This is a genomic window from Kitasatospora sp. NPDC101447 (genome assembly GCF_044767225.1).
Classification (GTDB): Bacteria; Actinomycetota; Actinomycetes; order Streptomycetales; family Streptomycetaceae; genus Kitasatospora.
The window spans coordinates 274,130-291,411 of sequence record NZ_JBIWNL010000008.1; the positions used below are offsets into that span (position 1 = coordinate 274,130).

The 17,282-nt window shown below is 75.7% G+C and carries 13 protein-coding genes; 9 read left to right on the plus strand and 4 right to left on the minus strand.

The features are described 5' to 3' along the window. Positions 1–17: 17 nt before the first annotated feature. Both cseB and ACIRST_RS15370 read right to left on the minus strand, forming a co-directional pair. Positions 18–719, minus strand: coding sequence for a two-component system response regulator CseB (cseB, locus tag ACIRST_RS15365; protein WP_350526792.1), 702 nt, complete (start codon positions 717–719; stop codon positions 18–20). A 212-nt stretch (positions 720–931) separates the two neighbouring features. Then, a complete protein-coding gene (locus tag ACIRST_RS15370) occupies positions 932–2,596 on the minus strand; it encodes an Imm49 family immunity protein (protein WP_402802707.1) in 1,665 nt (554 codons plus the stop codon). 236 nt (positions 2,597–2,832) lie between these two features. Between ACIRST_RS15370 and ACIRST_RS15375 the strand changes: the two genes are divergently transcribed. From ACIRST_RS15375 to ACIRST_RS15400, 6 genes are all read left to right on the plus strand, one after another. After that, positions 2,833–3,390 carry a hypothetical protein gene (locus ACIRST_RS15375; RefSeq protein ID WP_402802709.1) on the plus strand — a complete coding sequence of 186 codons (558 nt, stop codon included), beginning with the start codon at positions 2,833–2,835 and terminating at the stop codon, positions 3,388–3,390. A 150-nt stretch (positions 3,391–3,540) separates the two neighbouring features. Beyond that, on the plus strand, positions 3,541–4,020 hold the full coding sequence (locus tag ACIRST_RS15380) for a CU044_2847 family protein (protein WP_402802710.1): 480 nt from the start codon (positions 3,541–3,543) through the stop codon (positions 4,018–4,020). Positions 4,021–4,025: 5 nt separating this feature from the next. Further along, complete coding sequence (locus tag ACIRST_RS15385; RefSeq protein ID WP_402802711.1) at positions 4,026–6,185, plus strand: trypsin-like peptidase domain-containing protein; 2,160 nt, start codon at positions 4,026–4,028, stop codon at positions 6,183–6,185. Positions 6,186–6,297: 112 nt separating this feature from the next. Continuing rightward, positions 6,298–7,311, plus strand: coding sequence for a MoxR family ATPase (locus ACIRST_RS15390; RefSeq protein WP_350520590.1), 1,014 nt, complete (start codon positions 6,298–6,300; stop codon positions 7,309–7,311). Then, positions 7,308–9,947 carry an SAV_2336 N-terminal domain-related protein gene (locus ACIRST_RS15395; RefSeq protein WP_402802712.1) on the plus strand — a complete coding sequence of 880 codons (2,640 nt, stop codon included), beginning with the start codon at positions 7,308–7,310 and terminating at the stop codon, positions 9,945–9,947. The genes ACIRST_RS15390 and ACIRST_RS15395 overlap by 4 nt, the downstream gene beginning before the upstream one ends. Beyond that, complete coding sequence (locus ACIRST_RS15400) at positions 9,944–11,197, plus strand: MFS transporter (RefSeq protein WP_350520588.1); 1,254 nt, start codon at positions 9,944–9,946, stop codon at positions 11,195–11,197. Before ACIRST_RS15395 ends, ACIRST_RS15400 begins: the two co-directional genes overlap by 4 nt. Before the next feature lie 107 nt (positions 11,198–11,304). Here ACIRST_RS15400 and ACIRST_RS15405 read toward each other — a convergent pair whose 3' ends face one another. Beyond that, complete coding sequence (locus ACIRST_RS15405; RefSeq protein WP_350520587.1) at positions 11,305–12,693, minus strand: glutamate decarboxylase; 1,389 nt, start codon at positions 12,691–12,693, stop codon at positions 11,305–11,307. Positions 12,694–12,826: 133 nt separating this feature from the next. After that, the gene (locus tag ACIRST_RS15410; RefSeq protein WP_402802713.1) at positions 12,827–14,194 is read right to left on the minus strand and encodes a chloride channel protein; all 1,368 of its coding nucleotides are present in this window, start codon (positions 14,192–14,194) and stop codon (positions 12,827–12,829) included. Between the two features lie 268 nt (positions 14,195–14,462). Between ACIRST_RS15410 and ACIRST_RS15415 the strand changes: the two genes are divergently transcribed. The 3 genes from ACIRST_RS15415 to ACIRST_RS15425 all read left to right on the plus strand — a co-directional run bounded on the left by ACIRST_RS15415 (position 14,463) and on the right by ACIRST_RS15425 (position 17,265). Beyond that, a complete protein-coding gene (locus ACIRST_RS15415) occupies positions 14,463–15,308 on the plus strand; it encodes a hypothetical protein (RefSeq protein ID WP_402802714.1) in 846 nt (281 codons plus the stop codon). A 442-nt stretch (positions 15,309–15,750) separates the two neighbouring features. Continuing rightward, positions 15,751–16,077, plus strand: coding sequence for a hypothetical protein (locus ACIRST_RS15420; RefSeq protein ID WP_402802715.1), 327 nt, complete (start codon positions 15,751–15,753; stop codon positions 16,075–16,077). Positions 16,078–16,308: 231 nt separating this feature from the next. Further along, positions 16,309–17,265, plus strand: coding sequence for a hypothetical protein (locus ACIRST_RS15425; RefSeq protein WP_402802716.1), 957 nt, complete (start codon positions 16,309–16,311; stop codon positions 17,263–17,265). Positions 17,266–17,282 lie beyond the last annotated feature (17 nt).

Consider the following 17,282-nt stretch of genomic DNA (forward strand, 5'->3'; position numbering starts at 1 on the left):
AAGCGGTCGCACCGGGCTCAGCGCCTGAGCTTGTAGCCGAAGCCGCGGACCGTCTCGATCCGGTCCCGGCCCAGCTTCCGCCGCAGCCGCTGCACGCACAGGTCGACGACCCGGCTGTCGCCGTCCCAGCCGTAGTCCCAGACGTCGCGCAGCAGGGTGTGCCGTTCCAGCACGACGCCCGGGCGGGCGGCGAATTCGAGGAGCACCTTCAGCTCCGTCGGGGTCAGCGCCACGGGCGCGCCGGCGACGGACACCTCCATGCCGGCGGTGTCGATGACGAGGTCCCCGAAGGCCAGGACCTCCGCGGCGGGCACGGCCGGTTCCGGCCCCGGAAGCGGCGGGTACGTCGCGCGGCGCAGCAGCGAGCGGATGCGTGCGACGAGCACGAAGGTGTCGACCGGCTTGACCACGTAGTCGTCCGCCCCGGCCTCCAGCCCGGCGACGACGTCGAGTCCGTCACCGCGCGCGGACATCATCAGCACGGGCACCAGGCTGGTCTCCCGCACCCGGCGGCACAGCCCGATCCCGTCGAGGCCGGGCAGCATCACGTCCAGGACCAGCAGGTCGAAGCCCCCGTCGCGGAACAGCTCAAGCCCGGTGAGCCCGTCGGCCGCGGCCGTCATCTCGTACCCGTACCGTTCGAGCGCGACGGTGAACGCGCGCCGCATCAGCTCGTCGTCCTCCACCAGCAGCACGCGGATCGGGCGGGTGTCGGACACGGGCGGATGGCTCCTCTTCGGACGGCCGCCGGGGCGGGGGCGGAACGTGAAGGGACGATACAGCAGACATTCGGACATACCTGTCGTGCCACCGGCACCGATGCCCGATCAAGCGCTCCCTGATGCACGACGGATACAAAGCCCCCGGGAGGCACGCGTCGGGACGGGCCGGGACGGGCCCGGACCCCGCGTCAGACGGGCCCGCCCCCTCGTCAGACGGCCCCGGCCCCGGCTGCGGCGAGCAGGCGCGGCGGGAGGTACGGCGAGCGGACGTGGACGGCCCAGCCGCGGCTGCGGCGCGCGTGGCAGGCCAGCGCGAGGACGTCGAGGCTGAGCGCGGCGCCGAAGTCGGTGGCACGGTCGGCGACGGAGTGGTGGTCGCGGTGGGCCTCCAGGGCGTCCAGCAGGGCGAGGTTGAAGCTGGTCTCGTCGCCCCGGACGAGCTGGGAGAAGAGGACCACCGGGGGCGGCAGGAAGCCCTGGTCCCGGGTGCGTTCCACCTCCTTCAGGGCCCGCTCGGTGGCCGGGAGCGGGTCGGCGCCGCGGAGGTGGTCGTGCAGGGCGGTGCGGTACGGGGCGAACGGGGTGCGGTCCTCGGCCGCGATGGTGGGGCCGGCCAGGACGAGCGGGTCGAGGTCCTCCGGGCTGCCGGTGATCAGGGCGTAGGAGAGGGCCGTCCCCCAGAAGACCGGGCCGAAGTCCCTGTCCCGGCTGGCGGCGAGCCGCAGCGTCCGGCCGTCGATCGTCACCTCGGCCTCGGTGCCCGGCTCGGCGAGGGCGGCCCGGAACACGGCGGCCCCCAGCCGGGAGCCGAGCCGCAGGTTGGCGAGCTGGGCGTCGGTGGCGTCGGCGGACTGCGAGGCGCGCGCCGCGAGGAGGTAGGTCTGGTAGCGCAGCGCGCCGGTGAGCTCCCACGCGTCCAGCGGCTCGCCCTCCTTCGGTGTGACGGCCTCCGCGGTGCGCCGCTCGAACCGCGCCTCGCTGTCCGGGCCGAGGGGCAGGGCCGGGCTCGGCCGGTCGACGTCGACGGGCCCGGCGGCGAGCCGGGCGACGGCGTCGGGGCGCGGGTCGCGGCCGAGGCCGTGGACGCGCGGGCCGGGGGTCTCGAAGCCGGTGACCAGGGCGTGGGGCAGGTAGTCGGTGTCGACCGCCGGGGTCCAGCCGTGGGTGCGGTACGCGCGGGCGGCGAGGGCGATCGGGACGAGCGGCAGGAGGCTTGCGGGCCCGGTGCCGTGCGGGCCGTCCTGGAGGAGCGCGAGCAGGGCGGCGTCGAAGGCCTCGCGGTCCCCGTCGGTGAGGGCGCGCAGCGCGCGCAGGCCGGGCTGCGGCTCCGCGGGGGTGGGGAAGTCGCCCTCCTCGAAGAAGTGGGCCACGAAGGCGTCGACGAGTTCGAGGCCGGGGGTGACCGGTTCGTCGGGCATCAGCTGGCGGGCCCAGCCGAATGCCTCCCCGTGCGGGGAGACCCGGTCGGCGACGATCGCGAGGCAGAAGGCGTCGAGCCACTCCCGGGCGGTGACCCGGTGGCGGGGGTCGCGGTCCTCCCCGTACTCGGGGTCGTAACTCATCCCGAAGTTCGGGTAGTCGAGGAAGACGTGGAAGCTGTCGACCGGGTAGTAGGCGGCGAAGGAGACAGCACCGGCGGCGGCCTCGGCGGCGTCCTTGAGGACCGCCTTGGCCTCGGCGGAGTCCAGGTCGGGCCGGACGGTGGAGAGGGCGCCGAGGTAGTCGAGGAAGGAGTCCGCGATCAGCTGCCACTCGGTGGTGGTCATCAGACCGGCGCGGGAGTAGGAGTGGACCTGCCTCCCGATCCGGTTCACGAAGTCCTCGCCGGCCTCCACCACCCGCGCCTCGTCCACCCGGTGACGTTCGATCCGCACAGCCCTGCCCCCTTGATCATCGACTTGGCCCCAGCCTAGGCAATGGGTCGGACATCGCGGCCCGCGGGCCTCACGGCACCGGCACGGCACGGCGGTAGGTCGAGCGGAGGAGGAACGGTTCCCCCGCGGGGGGAGTCGGTTCCCTCCCTGCGACGGAGGCCACGACCGGGGGTGCACTGGGAGGTTGGAGGACGTCGGGAACGGCCCGACTCCCTTCTCCCCTCGGAGGATCGACCATGCGCAAGCTCACCACCGCCGTCGCGCTCGCCACCGCGGCCGCGGCCCTCGCGGCCGGGACGGCCGGCACCGCCTCGGCGGCGACCGCGTCGGCCGCCCCCGTACCGGCCCGGCACCTCGCGCTGGACGGCTGGACCCTGCTCAACGAGCACGGCCCGGGCCCCAACCCGGGCGAGCGGCTCACCGCGTGGGTCAGCGCCCGTACGGTCGACGGCAACGCCCGGGGGCACGCCGTGGTGCAGCACGTCTTCGAGACGAGCGGCACCGTCCGGGCCGAGTTCGACGTCGACTGCCTGACCGTCGACGGGAACGGCGCCGTCACCGTGACGGGGTCGATCTCGCGGACCGTGATCACCCCGCTCGGGGGCGAGCCGTACCTCTTCGACGAGGGCCGGCACCCCGAGGCCGGCCTCACCTTCTACCCGACCGACGAGCAGCACCAGCGCCGGGTCGGCTGGGGCCGGACCGACCCCGCGACGCACTCCGAGGTCACCAGGTGCGGCGCGATCCCGGCCGGCTTCTGGATCCTGGACGGCGGAACCTTCCTGCGCCGCTAGGGTCCGCGGGCCGAACGGCCCTCCCCCGCCGCCGATTTCGAGGACGCCGGGGGGACCGGCGACGGTGGTGCCGGCTGACGGCCCGGCCGCGGGTGGACCGGCTCGGGTGATACCGCGTCCCCGGCGCCTCTGCTGTGCCATCATCAACCCATGGGTGAGACAGTTGAGTTGAAGCTCGCTGACGGCACCGGCGTGGTGGTGGAGCTCTCCCCCGCCCCGGCCGCGTACCCCGTGGAACTGCCGCCGGATGCGGCCGATCTGCCGCCCGGCAGCGCCCCGGTCGTCCCGGTCGGGCGGGCCCGGCGGGCGGCGGAGGCCGCCGGCCGCACCCTCGCCGACGTGCTGAGCCCGCTGGGCGGCGTGCTGGACTCGGTGCACTCCGCCGTCCGCGGCGCGCTCCGCCCGCCCGACGAGGTCGAGGTGGAGCTCGGTGTGAAGCTCACCCACGACCTCAAGCTGGGCATCGCCGGGGCGGGCGGCGAGGCCACCATCACCGTCCGGGCCACCTGGACGCCCCGGCCCGCGGCCGCCCCGGACGTCCCTGCCGCCGCTCAAGTCCCTGCCGCCGCTCCCGCCGAGGAGGCCGCCCCGGCCACCGTCCCCGGGCCAGCCGACCCACCGCGCGGGTAGGCGGGATGGGCCCGGACGATCCCGACCGTCCCGTCAAGCTCGCGCACGCCGCCCTGCACCGTGCGGGGGAACCCCTGGCCTTCGGCGGCGGCGTGCTGCTGGCCCCGGGTACGGTCCTGACCTGTGCGCACGTGGTCAACCAGGTGTTGGACCGGCCGGACTTCGCCCAGGAACGCCCCGGGGCCCTGGATCTCCTGGCGGTCTCCTTCCCCGCGACGGGCCGCCGCCGGCTCCGGGCCGCCCTGGCGGCCTGGCTGCCCGCCCGCCGGTCCGACGGGTCGCCCGCCGCGGAGGGCGACGTCGAGTGGTCCGGCGACCTGGCGCTGTTACGGCTGCTGGACGACCCCGGCTCCGCCGCACTGCCGGTGGGGACCGGGCGCTGCCACGCCGGCCGCCCCGCCTACGCCTGGTTCGGCAGCGGGGCGCCGAGCAGCATCGCGGCCGTCCTGGTGCAGGGCGTCACCGAGCGCTGGATCGTGCTCGACTCCACCGGCTCCGCGCAGCCCGTCGTCGGCGGGTACAGCGGCTCGCCGCTGTGGGACCGGGCGCAGCGGCGGGTGGTGGGGCTGGTGGTGAGTCGCAGCGGGCTGCGGGCCTTCGCGGTGCCCGCCGCCAACCTGCGCGAACTGTTCCAGGAGGCGGGCGAGGCGCTTCCCGGTCCGCTGGGCGTCGACGACGGTGCTCACGGCCCGATGGACCCGGTGGCCCGTCAGCTGCTCGGCCCGTTGCGCTCCGTGCTCACCACTCCGGAGGCGCTGGCCGATCTGGCCGGGCGCTTCCTGGCCGAGCTGGAAGCGGAGCCGGAACCGGGGCCGGGGCCGGAACCGGGGCCGGCCACCGAACCGGGCGACGACCGCGCCGGTGTCGACGCCGGCGCAAACAACGCCGGCGCAAACGACGCCGGTGCGGACGACGGCTTCCCCGCGAGCGCCGAGCGGCTGGTCCGGCTGGCCACCGCCCGTCCGCACGGCGCGCCGACCCTGTTGGCGTTGCTGGCCGGCGCCGCGCGTACGCAGGAACAGCAGAGCTGGATCGCCACCACCGCGTTGCGCGTCTGCCCCGAGCAGTTCCTCACGGCCACCGAACACCGCGAGCTGCTCACCCTGCTCGCGGACGGCACCGTCCCCGATCCGCGGCGCTGCGCGGCCGAGGCGCTGCCGCTGGGCCCTGACCTGGAGCAGGCCCACTGGCCGGAGGCGGTGGCCGAGCTGGAGCGCTACCGGCCACGGTACGGAAGGTTCCCGCAGCTGCTGCGCACGGTGGAGTTCGCGGCAGCGGCGGCCGGTCCGGGCACCGCACGCGGGCTGGGCGCGTGGAGCGAGGCGGTGGCGCAGCGGCTCGGCCTGGCCGAGATCCTGCTCGAACACCGGGCCCAGGCGCGGGAGTCGGCGGAGCGTGCGCGGGAGCGGGGTCCGCAGCGCGGTGCCCCGGCCCCGGTGGTGCAGGTGCAGCTGTGGCGGGCGACCGGCACGGAGCACTTCAGCTACGCCCTGCACGCCGCGGACGCCCGGGGGCGCCCGCTGCACCGCTCGGTCCGGGACACTCCGGTGCCGCGTTCCCGGCTGCTGGCCGAACTCGGGGCGCTGTTGGAGGAGGTGACCGGTCAGGTGGAGCCCGGCGCGGTCCCGGTGGTGGAGTGGTTCGTCACCGGGGAGGAGCTCGATCTGGCGGTCGACCAGTGGGTGTACCGGCCCGACGAGCTGTTTCCGGGCGTGCTGGGGCAGGACTTCCTGTGCGTGATGCGCAGCCCGGAGTTGCGGCGGGCCGCGTTCCGGCCCGAACACCGTTACCGGTGGCAGGTCCTGCGTTCGGGGCGGTTGGCGCTGGTGGACCGGCACGACCCGGTGGTGCAGCAGCGGGGTGCGCCGGTGCCGGTCTGTGGTGTGGCGCTGTGCTGCCCGGCCGAGGAGGTGCCGCGGTTGCGGGCGATCGCGCTGGCCGTGGGGGTGCCCGGGGTGCTGTGGCTGCGCCCGGCCGATCACACCATCCGGCCGGACCGGGTGCGGGAGCTGGTCCACGGCGCGGCGCCGTACCAGCTTCCCCGACTGGTGTACGAGGCGCGCCTGACCGAATCCCCGGACGGCCTGCACCGCAATCTGGCGCTGGTCTGGGATTCTCCTGACGGGCATCCGGAGACCCTCGGGCTGGGCGACCCGCCGGACTGATCCGGCGGCGCGGGCGGGTCGGCGCCGGCCGGGCGAGGACGAGGCACGGACCGATACACGGACGAGGCACGGACGAGGCACGGACCGAGGCACGAACGAGGAGAGGGCGACGATGAGCGGAGCGACGGGACCGGAGCCGGCCACCGCGGCACAGGACGACGGCGGGGACGGTTGGCGGATCTACCGGGGCGACGACGCGGTGGTGCGCGACGAGCCGCTGCCCGCCGCCCCGCCGTGGCGCCGCTTCGGCGCCCTGCCCGGCCCGCGGCCCGCCCCGGCGTACCGGATCGGCCCGCAGGAGGCCGACGTGGTCAACGCCGCACTGCACCTGCGCCGCCCGCTGCTGGTCACCGGGCGTCCCGGCACCGGCAAGTCCTCGCTGGCGGCTTCGTTGGCGCGCGAGCTCGGGCTCGGCCCGGTGCTGCGCTGGCCGGTGAACAGCCGCACCACGCTGCAGGACGGCCTCTACCGCTACGACGCCGTCGGGCGGCTGCGCGACACCGGCCGGTCCCGCGAACTGGCCGCCCCGGAGCCGGACATGGGCAGCTACCTGCGGCTCGGCCCGCTCGGCACCGCGCTCGCCACCGGGCGCCCCGGCCGGCCGCGGGTGCTGCTGGTCGACGAGCTGGACAAGGGCGACCTGGACCTGCCCAACGACCTGCTGGTGGTGTTCGAGGAGGGCGAGTTCGAGATCCCCGAGCTGAGTCGGCTGCCCGACGACCACCCGGACGTACGGGTGATGCTGACCGGCACCCGGGAGCGCCATCCGGTGCACCACGGCCTGATCGGCTGCCAGGAGTTCCCCGTCACCGTCCTGACCAGCAACGGCGAGCGGGACTTCCCGCCGGCGTTCCTGCGCAGGTGTGTGCGTCTCGACCTGCCCGAGCCGGACGAGGCACGGCTGCGCGACATCGTCCGGGCCCACCTGGGCGAGGACGGGCTGCAGGCCGGGGAGGATCTGATCGAGGCCTTCCTGCACCGGCGCGACCACGACCGCGGCGCGCTGGCCACCGACCAGCTGCTCAACGCCGTCCACCTGCGCCTCAGTGGCGTGGAGTTGGGCCGCGAGGGCCTGCTCGGCGCGGTGCTGCGCCCGCTGGAGGAGCCGGAGCCCGGGCTCGGATGATCGACCGACTGCGGACGGTGCTGCAGCCCGCCGCCACCCACCTCACCCCGACCGAGCTGGCCGAGATCCTGTGGCTGGCCCGGCGCATCCCGCCCGGCGGCCTGGCCGGTGCGCCCGGTGCCCCGGCCGCGGCACGGCCCGCCGACGACGGCCGGGAGCGGCCGGGCGGCGCTGCCGGTGCCACGCTGCCCGACGCGACCGAACCCCCCACCCCGGCCGGGCTGTACGCCCACACCCGCGCGGCCTCGCCCGGCACCGCGGCGCGGCCGGTCCTGGTGCCCGCCGGACGCGCGCTGCCGGGCTCGCTGCCGATCGGCCGCGCCCTGCGCCCGCTCCGCCGCACCACCGCGTCGGCGCACCGGCAGCGGCTGGACGAGGCGGCCACCGCCGAACTGATCGCCGAGACCGGGGTGCTGGACGTGGTCCTGCGCCCGGGCCGGGAACGCTGGCTCAGCGCCGCGCTGGTCGTCGACGACGGCCTGTCGATGGAGCTGTGGCAGGAGACCGCCGCCGGCGTCCGGGAGGTGATGGAGCACGTCGGCCACTTCCGCACGGTGCGGTGCTTCGGGCTGGACAGCCGCACCGACGGGCCGCCGGTCCTGCGTGCCCGGCCGTTCACCCGCAGCGCGCCGGTGGTCGCACCGGCGTCGCTGTGCCCGGCCGACGGCCGCGGCACCGTACTGGTGCTCTCCGACGCGATCGGCGCGGGCTGGCACCGGGGACGGGTCGCGCCGCTGCTCGCGTACTGGGCCCGGCGCTGTCCGACCGCCGTCGTCCAGCCGTTGCCGCAGCGGCTCTGGTCGGGCAGCGCGCTGACGGTGGAGCGGCTGCTGCTGCGCGGAAACCGGCCCGGGGCGGCCAATGTCGAGCTCACCGCCACCGACCCGGTGCTGCCCGAACTCCCCGTCCCGGGCACACCGGTGCCGGTGCTGGACCTTCAGCCGGGAGCGTTCGCCGGCTGGGCCGCCCTCGTGGCCGCAGGGCGGCCGACGATCCTGCCCGCCCTCGCCCTGGCCCCGCACGGGGCCGCCGACGACCTCCCTCCGGACGGCCACGGACGCGACGACGCGCCCGCCCACCTGACCGGACGGCTGGCGCACTTCCGCCGGGCCGCCTCCCCGGAGGCGTACCGGCTGGCGGGCCACCTGGCCGCGGTGCGGCCGTTGACCCTGGCGCTGATGCGCCTGGTGCAACGCGCCGTGAACGGCCGGGTCGATCCGGCCCCGCTCGCCGAGGTCCTCCTCGGCGGGCTGCTGCGGCGCCAGCCGGGCCTGGGCGGGCCGGGCCCCGCCGTGTACGACTTCCGTCCGGGGCTGCGCGACCTGCTGCTGGAGACGGTGCCGGTCGGCGACCTCCTCGCCACCACCGACCTGGTCGGCGCCGTGCTGCGCGCCTCGGCGCCGGGCTCCGGCCGGGCGCCCGCGCTGCAGGCCGACCTCGCCGGGCGCAGCGCCCTGGCCCCGGGGGCGAGCGCCTTCGCCCTGTCCGCCGAGCCGCTGCTGCGCCACTTCACCGCCCCGGCTGACCGGCCCTCCCCCGGCCCGGGCACCCCGGACGGCTTCGACCCGCTGGCCGGGCAGGACCGGCGGCTGGCCGCGCTGGTCGCGGCCGGCCGGTGGCGGGCCGCGGTGGAGCGCGGCGAGGAGGTGCTGGACCGGCTGGTCCGGCACCACGGCCCGGACAGCCTGCGGGTGCTGGCCGGCCGCCGGGACCTGGCGGAGTGGATCGGCCGGGCCGGCGCCCCGCAGACCGCGCACCGGCTGGCCCGGGAACTGCACCTGGAGCTGGCACGGCTGCTCGGCCCCGGGGACGACCGCACGCTGGCGACCGCGGCCACCGTCGCCGAATGGGCCGGACGCTCGGGCCGCCCGGCCGAGGCGGTCGACCGCTACCGCTCGGTGCTCGACCACCAGGAGCCCCGGCTCGGCCCCGACCACGCCGACACGGTGGCCTCCTACGGCCGGTTCGCCTACTGGACCGGGGAACTGGGCGACCCGGAGCGCGCGGTCCGGTGCTACGACGAACTCCTCGCCCGGCAACGGCGGCTGCTCGGCGAGGAGCACGTCGCGGTGCTCAACACCCGGGCGAACATCGGGTCCTGGCACGGCCAGGCGGGCCGGACCGGGCTGGCCCTGGAACTGTCCGAGGAACTGCTGCGCGACGTACGGCGGCACGCCCCGGAGGACCACCCGCTGCGCCCGATCACCGAGGCCGAGCACGCCCACTGGAAGGGCGCCGCCGGGGCCCCGGCGGAGGCCGCGGCGACCCTGCGGCTGGTCCTGCCGAGGGTGACCGCCGCACTCGGCCCGGCGCACTCCTACCCGTTCGCGGTGCGCTCGCGCATCGCCCGCTGGACCGGCGCGGCGGGCCACCCGGCACAGGCCCTGGAGCTGATGCGCAGCCTGCTGACGGACGTCAGCTCGGTGCTGATCCCCGAACACGCGATCTTCCTGACCTGCCGGGTCGAGTACGCCCACTGGACGCTGGCGACGGGCGACGTGGAGCAGGCCCGCGCCCTGCTGGCCGAGCTGGCCCCCGAGGTGGAGACGGTACTGGGGCCCGGACACCCGGAGGCCGTACGGGCCCGCGAGCTGCTGGCCGGCCTGCCCGGCCCCGAGGCGGGAAGCGAGCGGTGAGCGGCCACTCCCCGGCGCGGGCCCCGGGGTCGACCGGGGCGCTCGGCACGCGCGGGCTGCCCCCGGCGTTCTGGTGGCTGTGGGCCGGCACCCTGGTGAACCGCCTGGGCACCTTCGCCGTCCCGTTCCTGACGCTCTACCTGACCGTGGAGCGCGGCCGCTCGGCGGCCTTCGCCGGGCTGGTCGCGGCCGCCTTCGCCGTCGGCGGCACGGTCGGCGCGCTGGCCGGCGGCGCGGCGGCGGACCGCTTCGGCTGCCACCGGGCCCTGGTCGGCGCCCATCTGAGCACCGCCGCGGCGACGGCCGTGCTCGGCCTGACCACCGGCGGGTCGGCGCTGTTCGCGGCGGCGTCCGCCCTCGGCTGCACCACCGGCGCGGCCCGACCCGCCACCGCGGCCCTGATGTCCGCACTGCTCGGCCCCGAGGACCGGGTGCGCGCCTTCTCCCTCGACTACTGGGCGATGAACCTGGGCTTCTCGATCTCGGTGCTGCTCGCCGGCCTGGCCGCCCGGACCGGCTACCCGGTGCTCTTCCTGGCCGACGCCACGGCGACCCTGTGCTGCGCGCTGGTGGTGCTCCTGCGCGTCCCGGCCCCGTCCGGCGCCGACGCGGCGGACTGCGCGGCGGGCGCCGTGGGCGGCACCGACGGCGGGCCCGCCCCCGGGGAGGCGTCGGCGCGCGGCCGCCGGGCGCTGCTCGCCGACCGGCCGTTCCTGTGCTGCGTGCTGCTCTTCGCCCTGGTCGCCGCCGTGCTGCAGCAGATGACCACCATGCTGCCGGTCGCGATGGCCGACGACGGTCTGAGCCCGGCGGCCTGCGGCGCCGTCATCGCGCTGAACGGCGTCATCGTCTGCCTGGCCCAGCTCCCGGCGGGGCGCCTGCTCGACGGCCGTTCCCCGTTCCGCCTGCTGGCCCTGGCCGCGGCGCTGTGCGGCACCGGTTTCGGCCTCACCTCCTTCGCCGGCTCCGCGCCCGCGTACGCGCTGACGGTGGTGGTCTGGACGGCCGGCGAGGTGATCAGCGGCCCGGTCAGCCTGGATCTGACCGCCCGCTTCGCCAAGGCCCGAGCCGCCGGCCGCTACCAGGGGGCGAGTGCCTTCGCCTGGTCGGCCGGTGGCGTCCTGGCCGCCGCCGCGGGCGGCTGGACGTACGACCGGCTCGGCTCCGCCGCCCTCTGGTGCGCCTGCGCCCTGACCGGCCTGGCCGCCGCCGCCGGCTTCCTCGCCCTCGCCCGGCACGCCCCGGACTGACGGACGTCGTCGCCCCCGCCGGCCCCCGCCGTCGCCTGCCGGGGCGGCGGGGGCCGACGGGGGCGGCGGGGGCGGCGGGGGTGGCGGGGGCGTGCCCGGTGGGGCCGTCAGTGGTGGAAGCCGACGCGGTCGCGGTCGTGGGGGCGGCCCTGGTCGAGGATCTTGATGGCCCGGCGCATGTCGTCGGCGAGCAGCTCGATCTCGTCGCGGTCGACGCCGTGGCGGACCAGGACGCGCTGGATGACGGTCTCCTGGCGGTCCGGCGGCAGCGGGTAGGAGGGGACCTGCCAGCCGCGCATGCGGAGTTGGTCGGAGAGGTCGTAGAGGCTCCAGCCGACCGAGTCGGGGTCGGTGAGGGTGTACGAGACGGCGGGCAGGGCGCCGACCCCGTCGTAGAGCAGGGTGAAGGGGCCCATCTCGGTGATCTGCCGGCCGAGGTGCTGCGCGGTGTCGGCGCAGGCCTGGTACACCCGGCGGTACCCCTCGCGGCCCAGGCGCAGGAACATGAAGTACTGGGTGACGACCTGGCCGCCCGGGCGGGAGAAGTTGAGGGCGAGGGTCGGCATGTCGCCGCCGAGGTAGTCGACGTGGAAGACCAGCCCGTCCGGCAGCGCGGCCTGGTCCCGCCACAGCGCCCAGCCGACGCCCAGCGGGGCCATCCCGTACTTGTGACCGGAGGCGTTGATCGAGGCGACCCGCGGCAGGCGGAAGTCCCAGACCAGGTCGCGGTGGAGGAACGGCGCGATGAACCCGCCCGACGCCGCGTCCACGTGCAGCGGCACGTCGAGGCCGGTCTCCACCTGCAGGCGGTCCAGCTCGGCCGCGATCTCCCCCACCGGCTCGTAGGTGCAGGTGTACGTCACCCCGAGGATCGCGACCACGCCGATGGTGTTCTCGTCGACGTACTCGCGCAGCTGGTGCGGTTGCAGTCCGGTCGCCCCGGGCTCCACCGGCACCTGGCGCAGCTCCACGTCGAAGTACCGGGCGAACTTCTCCCAGCACACCTGGACCGGGCCGCACACCAGGTTCGGCCGCTCCGTGGACTGGCCCGCCGCCTTCCGGCGGTCCCGCCAGCGCCACTTCAGGGCGAGGCCGCACAGCATCGCCGCCTCGCTGGAGCCGGTGGTCGAGCAGCCGACCGCGTTGGACTCGCCGGAGCCGACCGGGGCGTGCCAGAGGTCGGCGAGGATGTTCACGCACCGCGACTCGATCTCGGCGGTCTGCGGGTACTCGTCCTTGTCGACGATGTTCTTGTCCAGGCAGAGGTCCATCAGCCGGCGGACCTCGTCGTCCGTCCAGGTCGTGCAGAAGGTGGCGAGGTTCTGCGCGGCGTTGCCGTCCAGCAGGAGCTCGTTGCGCAGCAGCTGGAAGACCACCTGCGGCGGCGCCGGGAAGTCCGGCATGGCCCGCTTGGGCAGGGGGTGTTCGCTCAGTGGTGAGGCGAAGATGTCGACGGCCGCATCGGACGCCGGCTCCTGTGCGTTGTGGAGAGCCACCGGTCACCTCTCGTGTCGTCCTCGGATCCTCCGAATCGGACAATACGGGCAGAACCGAGGTCCCGGCCTGCGGGCGTACGCCGTCCGCCGCATCCGCCGCATCCCCTGGGCGACGACCGCCCCCGGTCCGGACTCAGGCCGCGGGCGCTTTCGGCTGCGCCGGCGGCTGCGCGTCCGGCGGCGCCGGAGCGGCGGGGAGCCGGGCGAGCCGGAGCGTGCCGACGTACGAGACCACCACCGCGACGATCACCAGCGGCATCACGGTCAGGCCGGCCTGGCCGAGCAGCAGCGTGGCCAGCAGGACGGCGGTCATCGGCAGCTTCAGCATGGCCACCGTCATCGCGCCGATCCCCACGGCGAATCCGGCGGTGGTGCCCAGGCCGGGAAGGTGGCTGAGGGCGAGGCCGCCGACCGCGCCCGCGAAGACGGCCGGAAAGACCGGGCCGCCGCGGAAGGCGCTCATGGAGGCGCAGTAGGCCAGCGACTTGCACACCAGCAGCACGACGAGGGTGGCGGCCGTGTAGCCCGAGGCGCCGTCCAGCAGCGGCCCGAGCGCGTCCTGCCCGGAGAACAGGACGCCGCTGACCGGCCGGTCGGTGATCTCCGCGTACGCGAAGGCGATCACGCCGACGGCGACGCCCATCAGCACGGTGAGCGGCAGCCGGCGCCGGTCCACCACGCCCTGCAGGGTGAGCGCGGAGCGCCGGATCGCCTCGCCGAGCAGCGCGGCGGCCACCCCCGCGACGACCGCCCAGGCGAACTCGCCGAGGGTCGGCCGGCCCGCGGCCGGCACCTGGTTCAGCGCCAGCGAGTACGTGCCCAGGCCCGTCCAGCTGCCGAGTCCGGTGAGGATCAGCGACCCGACGCCCGCCGAGAGCAGGCCGGGGACCAGCACCACGCCCAGCATCGGCCCGCCCAGCCCGGACGCCTCCATCAGGAGGAAGGCACCGATGAGGGGGGAGCCCAGCAGTTCGCTGATGGCCGCGAAGCTGCCGGCCGCGCCGATCACGGAGACGGCGCTGGGCGGGGCGTCCCGCTTCAGCGCGCGGACGGCACCGACCGCGAGCCCGCCGCCGAGCGCGATCAGCGGGGCCTCCGGGCCGAGGACGACCCCCAGGCTGAGTGAGACGACCGCGGCGATCAGCACTCCGGGCACCGAGGCGAACGACGGCGTGCCACCGGTCTTGAGCCCTTCGGCCGGCCTGTGGCCGCCGCCGCCCGGCAGGTACCGGATCGTCAGGGCGACCAGCACGCCCGCCACCGCGAGCAGCGGGATCGGCCACCAGTCGGGGGTGCCGGCGAAGCCGAGACTCTTCGGCAGGTCGGTGTAGACCAGCGACTGGAGTTCGGTGACCAGCGCGAGGAAGCCGAACGCGCCGGCCGAGACCGGGACACCGAGCAGTGCGGAGATCACCAGCACCGCCACGTACCCGCGGTTGCGGACGATCTCGTACGGGTTCTGCGGCGCTGCCGCGTCCTCGGTCGGCGGTCCGGACGGCATGGGCAATCCCCTCGGGGTCCGGCCCGCCCGGGAAGTCCGGGTCGTACGGGCCTGGGTCTGGTGGCGGCGCGGGCCGGGCCGAGCGGCGGCCGGTGGCCGGTGCGCATCCGTCCTCCGATCATGGCGGGCGCGAGCGGATCCGTCCGGCTGCGGCACGCTCGGACTCGTGGGCTGCGGCTGCGGCTGGGCTGCCGGTCCCGGCGGACGGCCGTCCGCGGTACGGCGTTGCGCTCGGCGGACGGTCCGTCGGGCGGTCTAGTCTCGGCTCGTGGGACGACAGCCCGAGCAGCGCGCCGAAGGCGCGGGACCGTTCACCACCCGGCTCACCTGGCACCCGCCCGGCGGCGGCACCGCCGTGTGGGAGTCACGGCCCGCACGGCGTCGCGGCATCCTCGCCGTCCACCCGCCCGGCGCGACCGCACCCCGGCCCACCAGCGCCGACGACACCGCCCTCGCCCGGCTGCGCCGGCTCAACGCCATCGCCGCCACCGCCTTCGTCATCGGCGGCGCGCTCTTCGCCGCAGGCGCCGCCGTCGCGCAGTTCGGCTCCGGCGACGCGACCACCTGCGCCTCGATCTACTTCGCCGGCGGGCTCTTCTTCAACACCGGCGGCTTCGTCTCGCTCCTCCAGGTCGTCAACGCCCCCCGCCACGTGCCGGGCGGCGAAGGCCGACTGGTCACCCGCCCGTGGCGCTGGTGGAGCTACGAGCCGACGCGGGTCGACTGGCTGAGCGCGTTCGTGCTGTTCACCGGCACCCTCGTGTTCGGCGTCAACCTGGTCTTCTCCTTCCTGCAGGGGCTGAGCGTCCGGCAGGTCAACCGGCTGATCTGGACGCCCGACGTCATCGGCTGCCTGCTCTTCCTGATCGCCGGCCACCTCGCCTTCGCCGAGATCTGCCACGGCCGGCCCTGCATCCGCCGCCGCAGCCTCGGCTGGTGGATCGTCGCCGTGAACCAGCTCGGCTCCGTGCTCTTCATGGTCTCGGCACTCGCCGCCTACACCCGCCCGGCCACCGACAGCCTGGTCAACTCCGACATCGCCAACTGGGGCACCCTCACCGGCGCGCTCTGCTTCTCCCTCGGCGGTGTCCTGCAGTACGTCGAGCGCCCCTGACGCGGCCGGAGCGGAGAAGGGCCGCCCAGGTCGGGCGCCCCGACCGGAGTACCGGCGACGCGTCCGCGCCGGCGGTTTGAGACGTCTCCAGTTCACGTCCAGCGCCGTCCCAAACCGCAGGTCGTCGACGTGAGACACCGTCTCCGGAGGCCGGGCACCGAGCAGAGCCGGCATCAATCGCGCCCGGCGCACGTACATTTGTGCCCATCTCGACGGCCCGTCCGCGTCATCACGGCACGGACACCCGACGAGACGTTCGACAGCCCCCCGCCTGAGCCCTCCCCCTTCACCCGGTCGACGAACGTGTACATGATGACAGCCCTTGGGCGCCACACCGTACCCGACCCCGATCGGAAACTCCCCTGGCAGCCGCCCTACTCCCCGGGCCGGCGGCGCCGGACGAAGGCCAGCAGCAGCGGTACCCATCAATGAGGAAGAACTCATGAAGAAGATCACGGCCGCTCTCGGCCTCGCCGTAACGCTCATTGCCTCCACGCTCGCGCTCGCGCCGACGGCCTCCGCGGCCTCCTGCCCCTGGCCGTACGTGTGCTTCGAGGACGCGAACGGCAACATCCTCACCATGTACAAGGACCAGGGCTGGCAGACCACCGGCTCGCTGACCCGGTCCGCCGCCTACGTCACCAACGCCCGCCACGACGACTGCGCCCTGGTGAAGTACTCCTCCAACTTCATCGACCGGCTCTACCCCGGTCAGGGCTGGTCGCTGGGCTCGCAGGTCGTCGCGATCGACATCCTCAGCGGCTGCTGAGCCGTCGGCCCCAGGGCCGTGACGCACGGACCCGGTTCCACGATCCCGTGGCAGCCGGGTCCGTCTTCGCGTTGCCGTCGACCACGGCGGACCGACGCCTCCGCCCCTTCTCCCCGGACCCCGGCCCCCGGTCCCCCGGTCCGCCGTCGCGCGGGTGAACCGGAGCCTGCGCACCCCACGTGTGGCGTACGAGTGTCCACGAAGCCATCCGCACAGCCCTGGGAGAACACGGTGTCCGTCGTCGACCGGTCGGCCTTCTCGTGGCACCAGCAGTACGCGGCCCCGCAGCTGGTGCACGCCCTGACCGAGTGCACCGACGCCGAGCGGGCCCGGCAGATCGCCGAACAGGCGGCACCGGGCGTCGCCGCGATCGAGAACCCGTACCTGCGGGCCCACGCGCTGGCCGTCCCTGTGGTCGCCCTGGCCGCCCTCGGCGACCCGGCGGGCGCCCGGCGGCTCGTCGCGCAGGGCGAGCCGATCGCCCACGCCGTCGACCACGGCGGCAACCGCGCGACCGCCCTCGCCGGCCTCGGCGCGGCGCTGGCCGCCGCCGGTGACCCGGCCGGCGCCCGACGCCTGCTGGACCTCGCCGAGCGGGCCGCCCTGGCCGCCACCGACTCGGAGGAGCAGGTGAACGCCCTGAACGAGGTGATCACGGCGCTCGCCCGCGTCGGCGACACCGACGCCGCCCTGCGGGTGGCCGCAACGGCCGAACGGATCCTGGCCGGCGAACCGGACGACATCTACCAGTCCCGGGCGCTCTGCGGGCTGTCGGCCGCGCTCGTCGACCTCGGCGAGCTCGCCCGGGCCGAGGACCTGGTGGCCACCGCGCGCCACTCCTACTACCGCTACGGCGCCCACGAGCACCTGGCGCTCGCGCTGGCGAGCCGCGGGCGGGTCGAGCACGCCCGCCGGGTCGTCCGGAGCATCGGCGACCCGGAGCTGACCGAGACCGCGAACCGGGCGCTGGACAAGGCGCTGGCCACCGGCACGTTCCGCGTCGTCCCGCCCATCCCCGGCCTCGACGAGCCGAAGCCGGGCCCCGTTTCCGCCGCGTCCCTCGTCCCCGCCGAGCCCGTGCTCCCGGCACACCCCGTCGTCGAGGCCAGCGCGGCCGTCAAGCCGCGCCCCGCCATCGCCGCCCGGCCGCCCGTACCGCTCGCCGGCCCGGAGTCCGACCGGCACTGAGGACCGACACACCCGGC

Coding starts and splice junctions, on each gene's coding strand:
- ACIRST_RS15375 (WP_402802709.1), top strand. CDS start 2,833: ATGCGCAAGCTCACCACCGCCGTCGCGCTCGCCACCGCGGCCGCGGCC.
- ACIRST_RS15380 (WP_402802710.1), top strand. CDS start 3,541: ATGGGTGAGACAGTTGAGTTGAAGCTCGCTGACGGCACCGGCGTGGTG.
- ACIRST_RS15385 (WP_402802711.1), top strand. CDS start 4,026: ATGGGCCCGGACGATCCCGACCGTCCCGTCAAGCTCGCGCACGCCGCC.
- ACIRST_RS15390 (WP_350520590.1), top strand. CDS start 6,298: ATGAGCGGAGCGACGGGACCGGAGCCGGCCACCGCGGCACAGGACGAC.
- ACIRST_RS15395 (WP_402802712.1), top strand. CDS start 7,308: ATGATCGACCGACTGCGGACGGTGCTGCAGCCCGCCGCCACCCACCTC.
- ACIRST_RS15410 (WP_402802713.1), bottom strand. CDS start 14,194: ATGCCGTCCGGACCGCCGACCGAGGACGCGGCAGCGCCGCAGAACCCG.
- ACIRST_RS15420 (WP_402802715.1), top strand. CDS start 15,751: ATGAAGAAGATCACGGCCGCTCTCGGCCTCGCCGTAACGCTCATTGCC.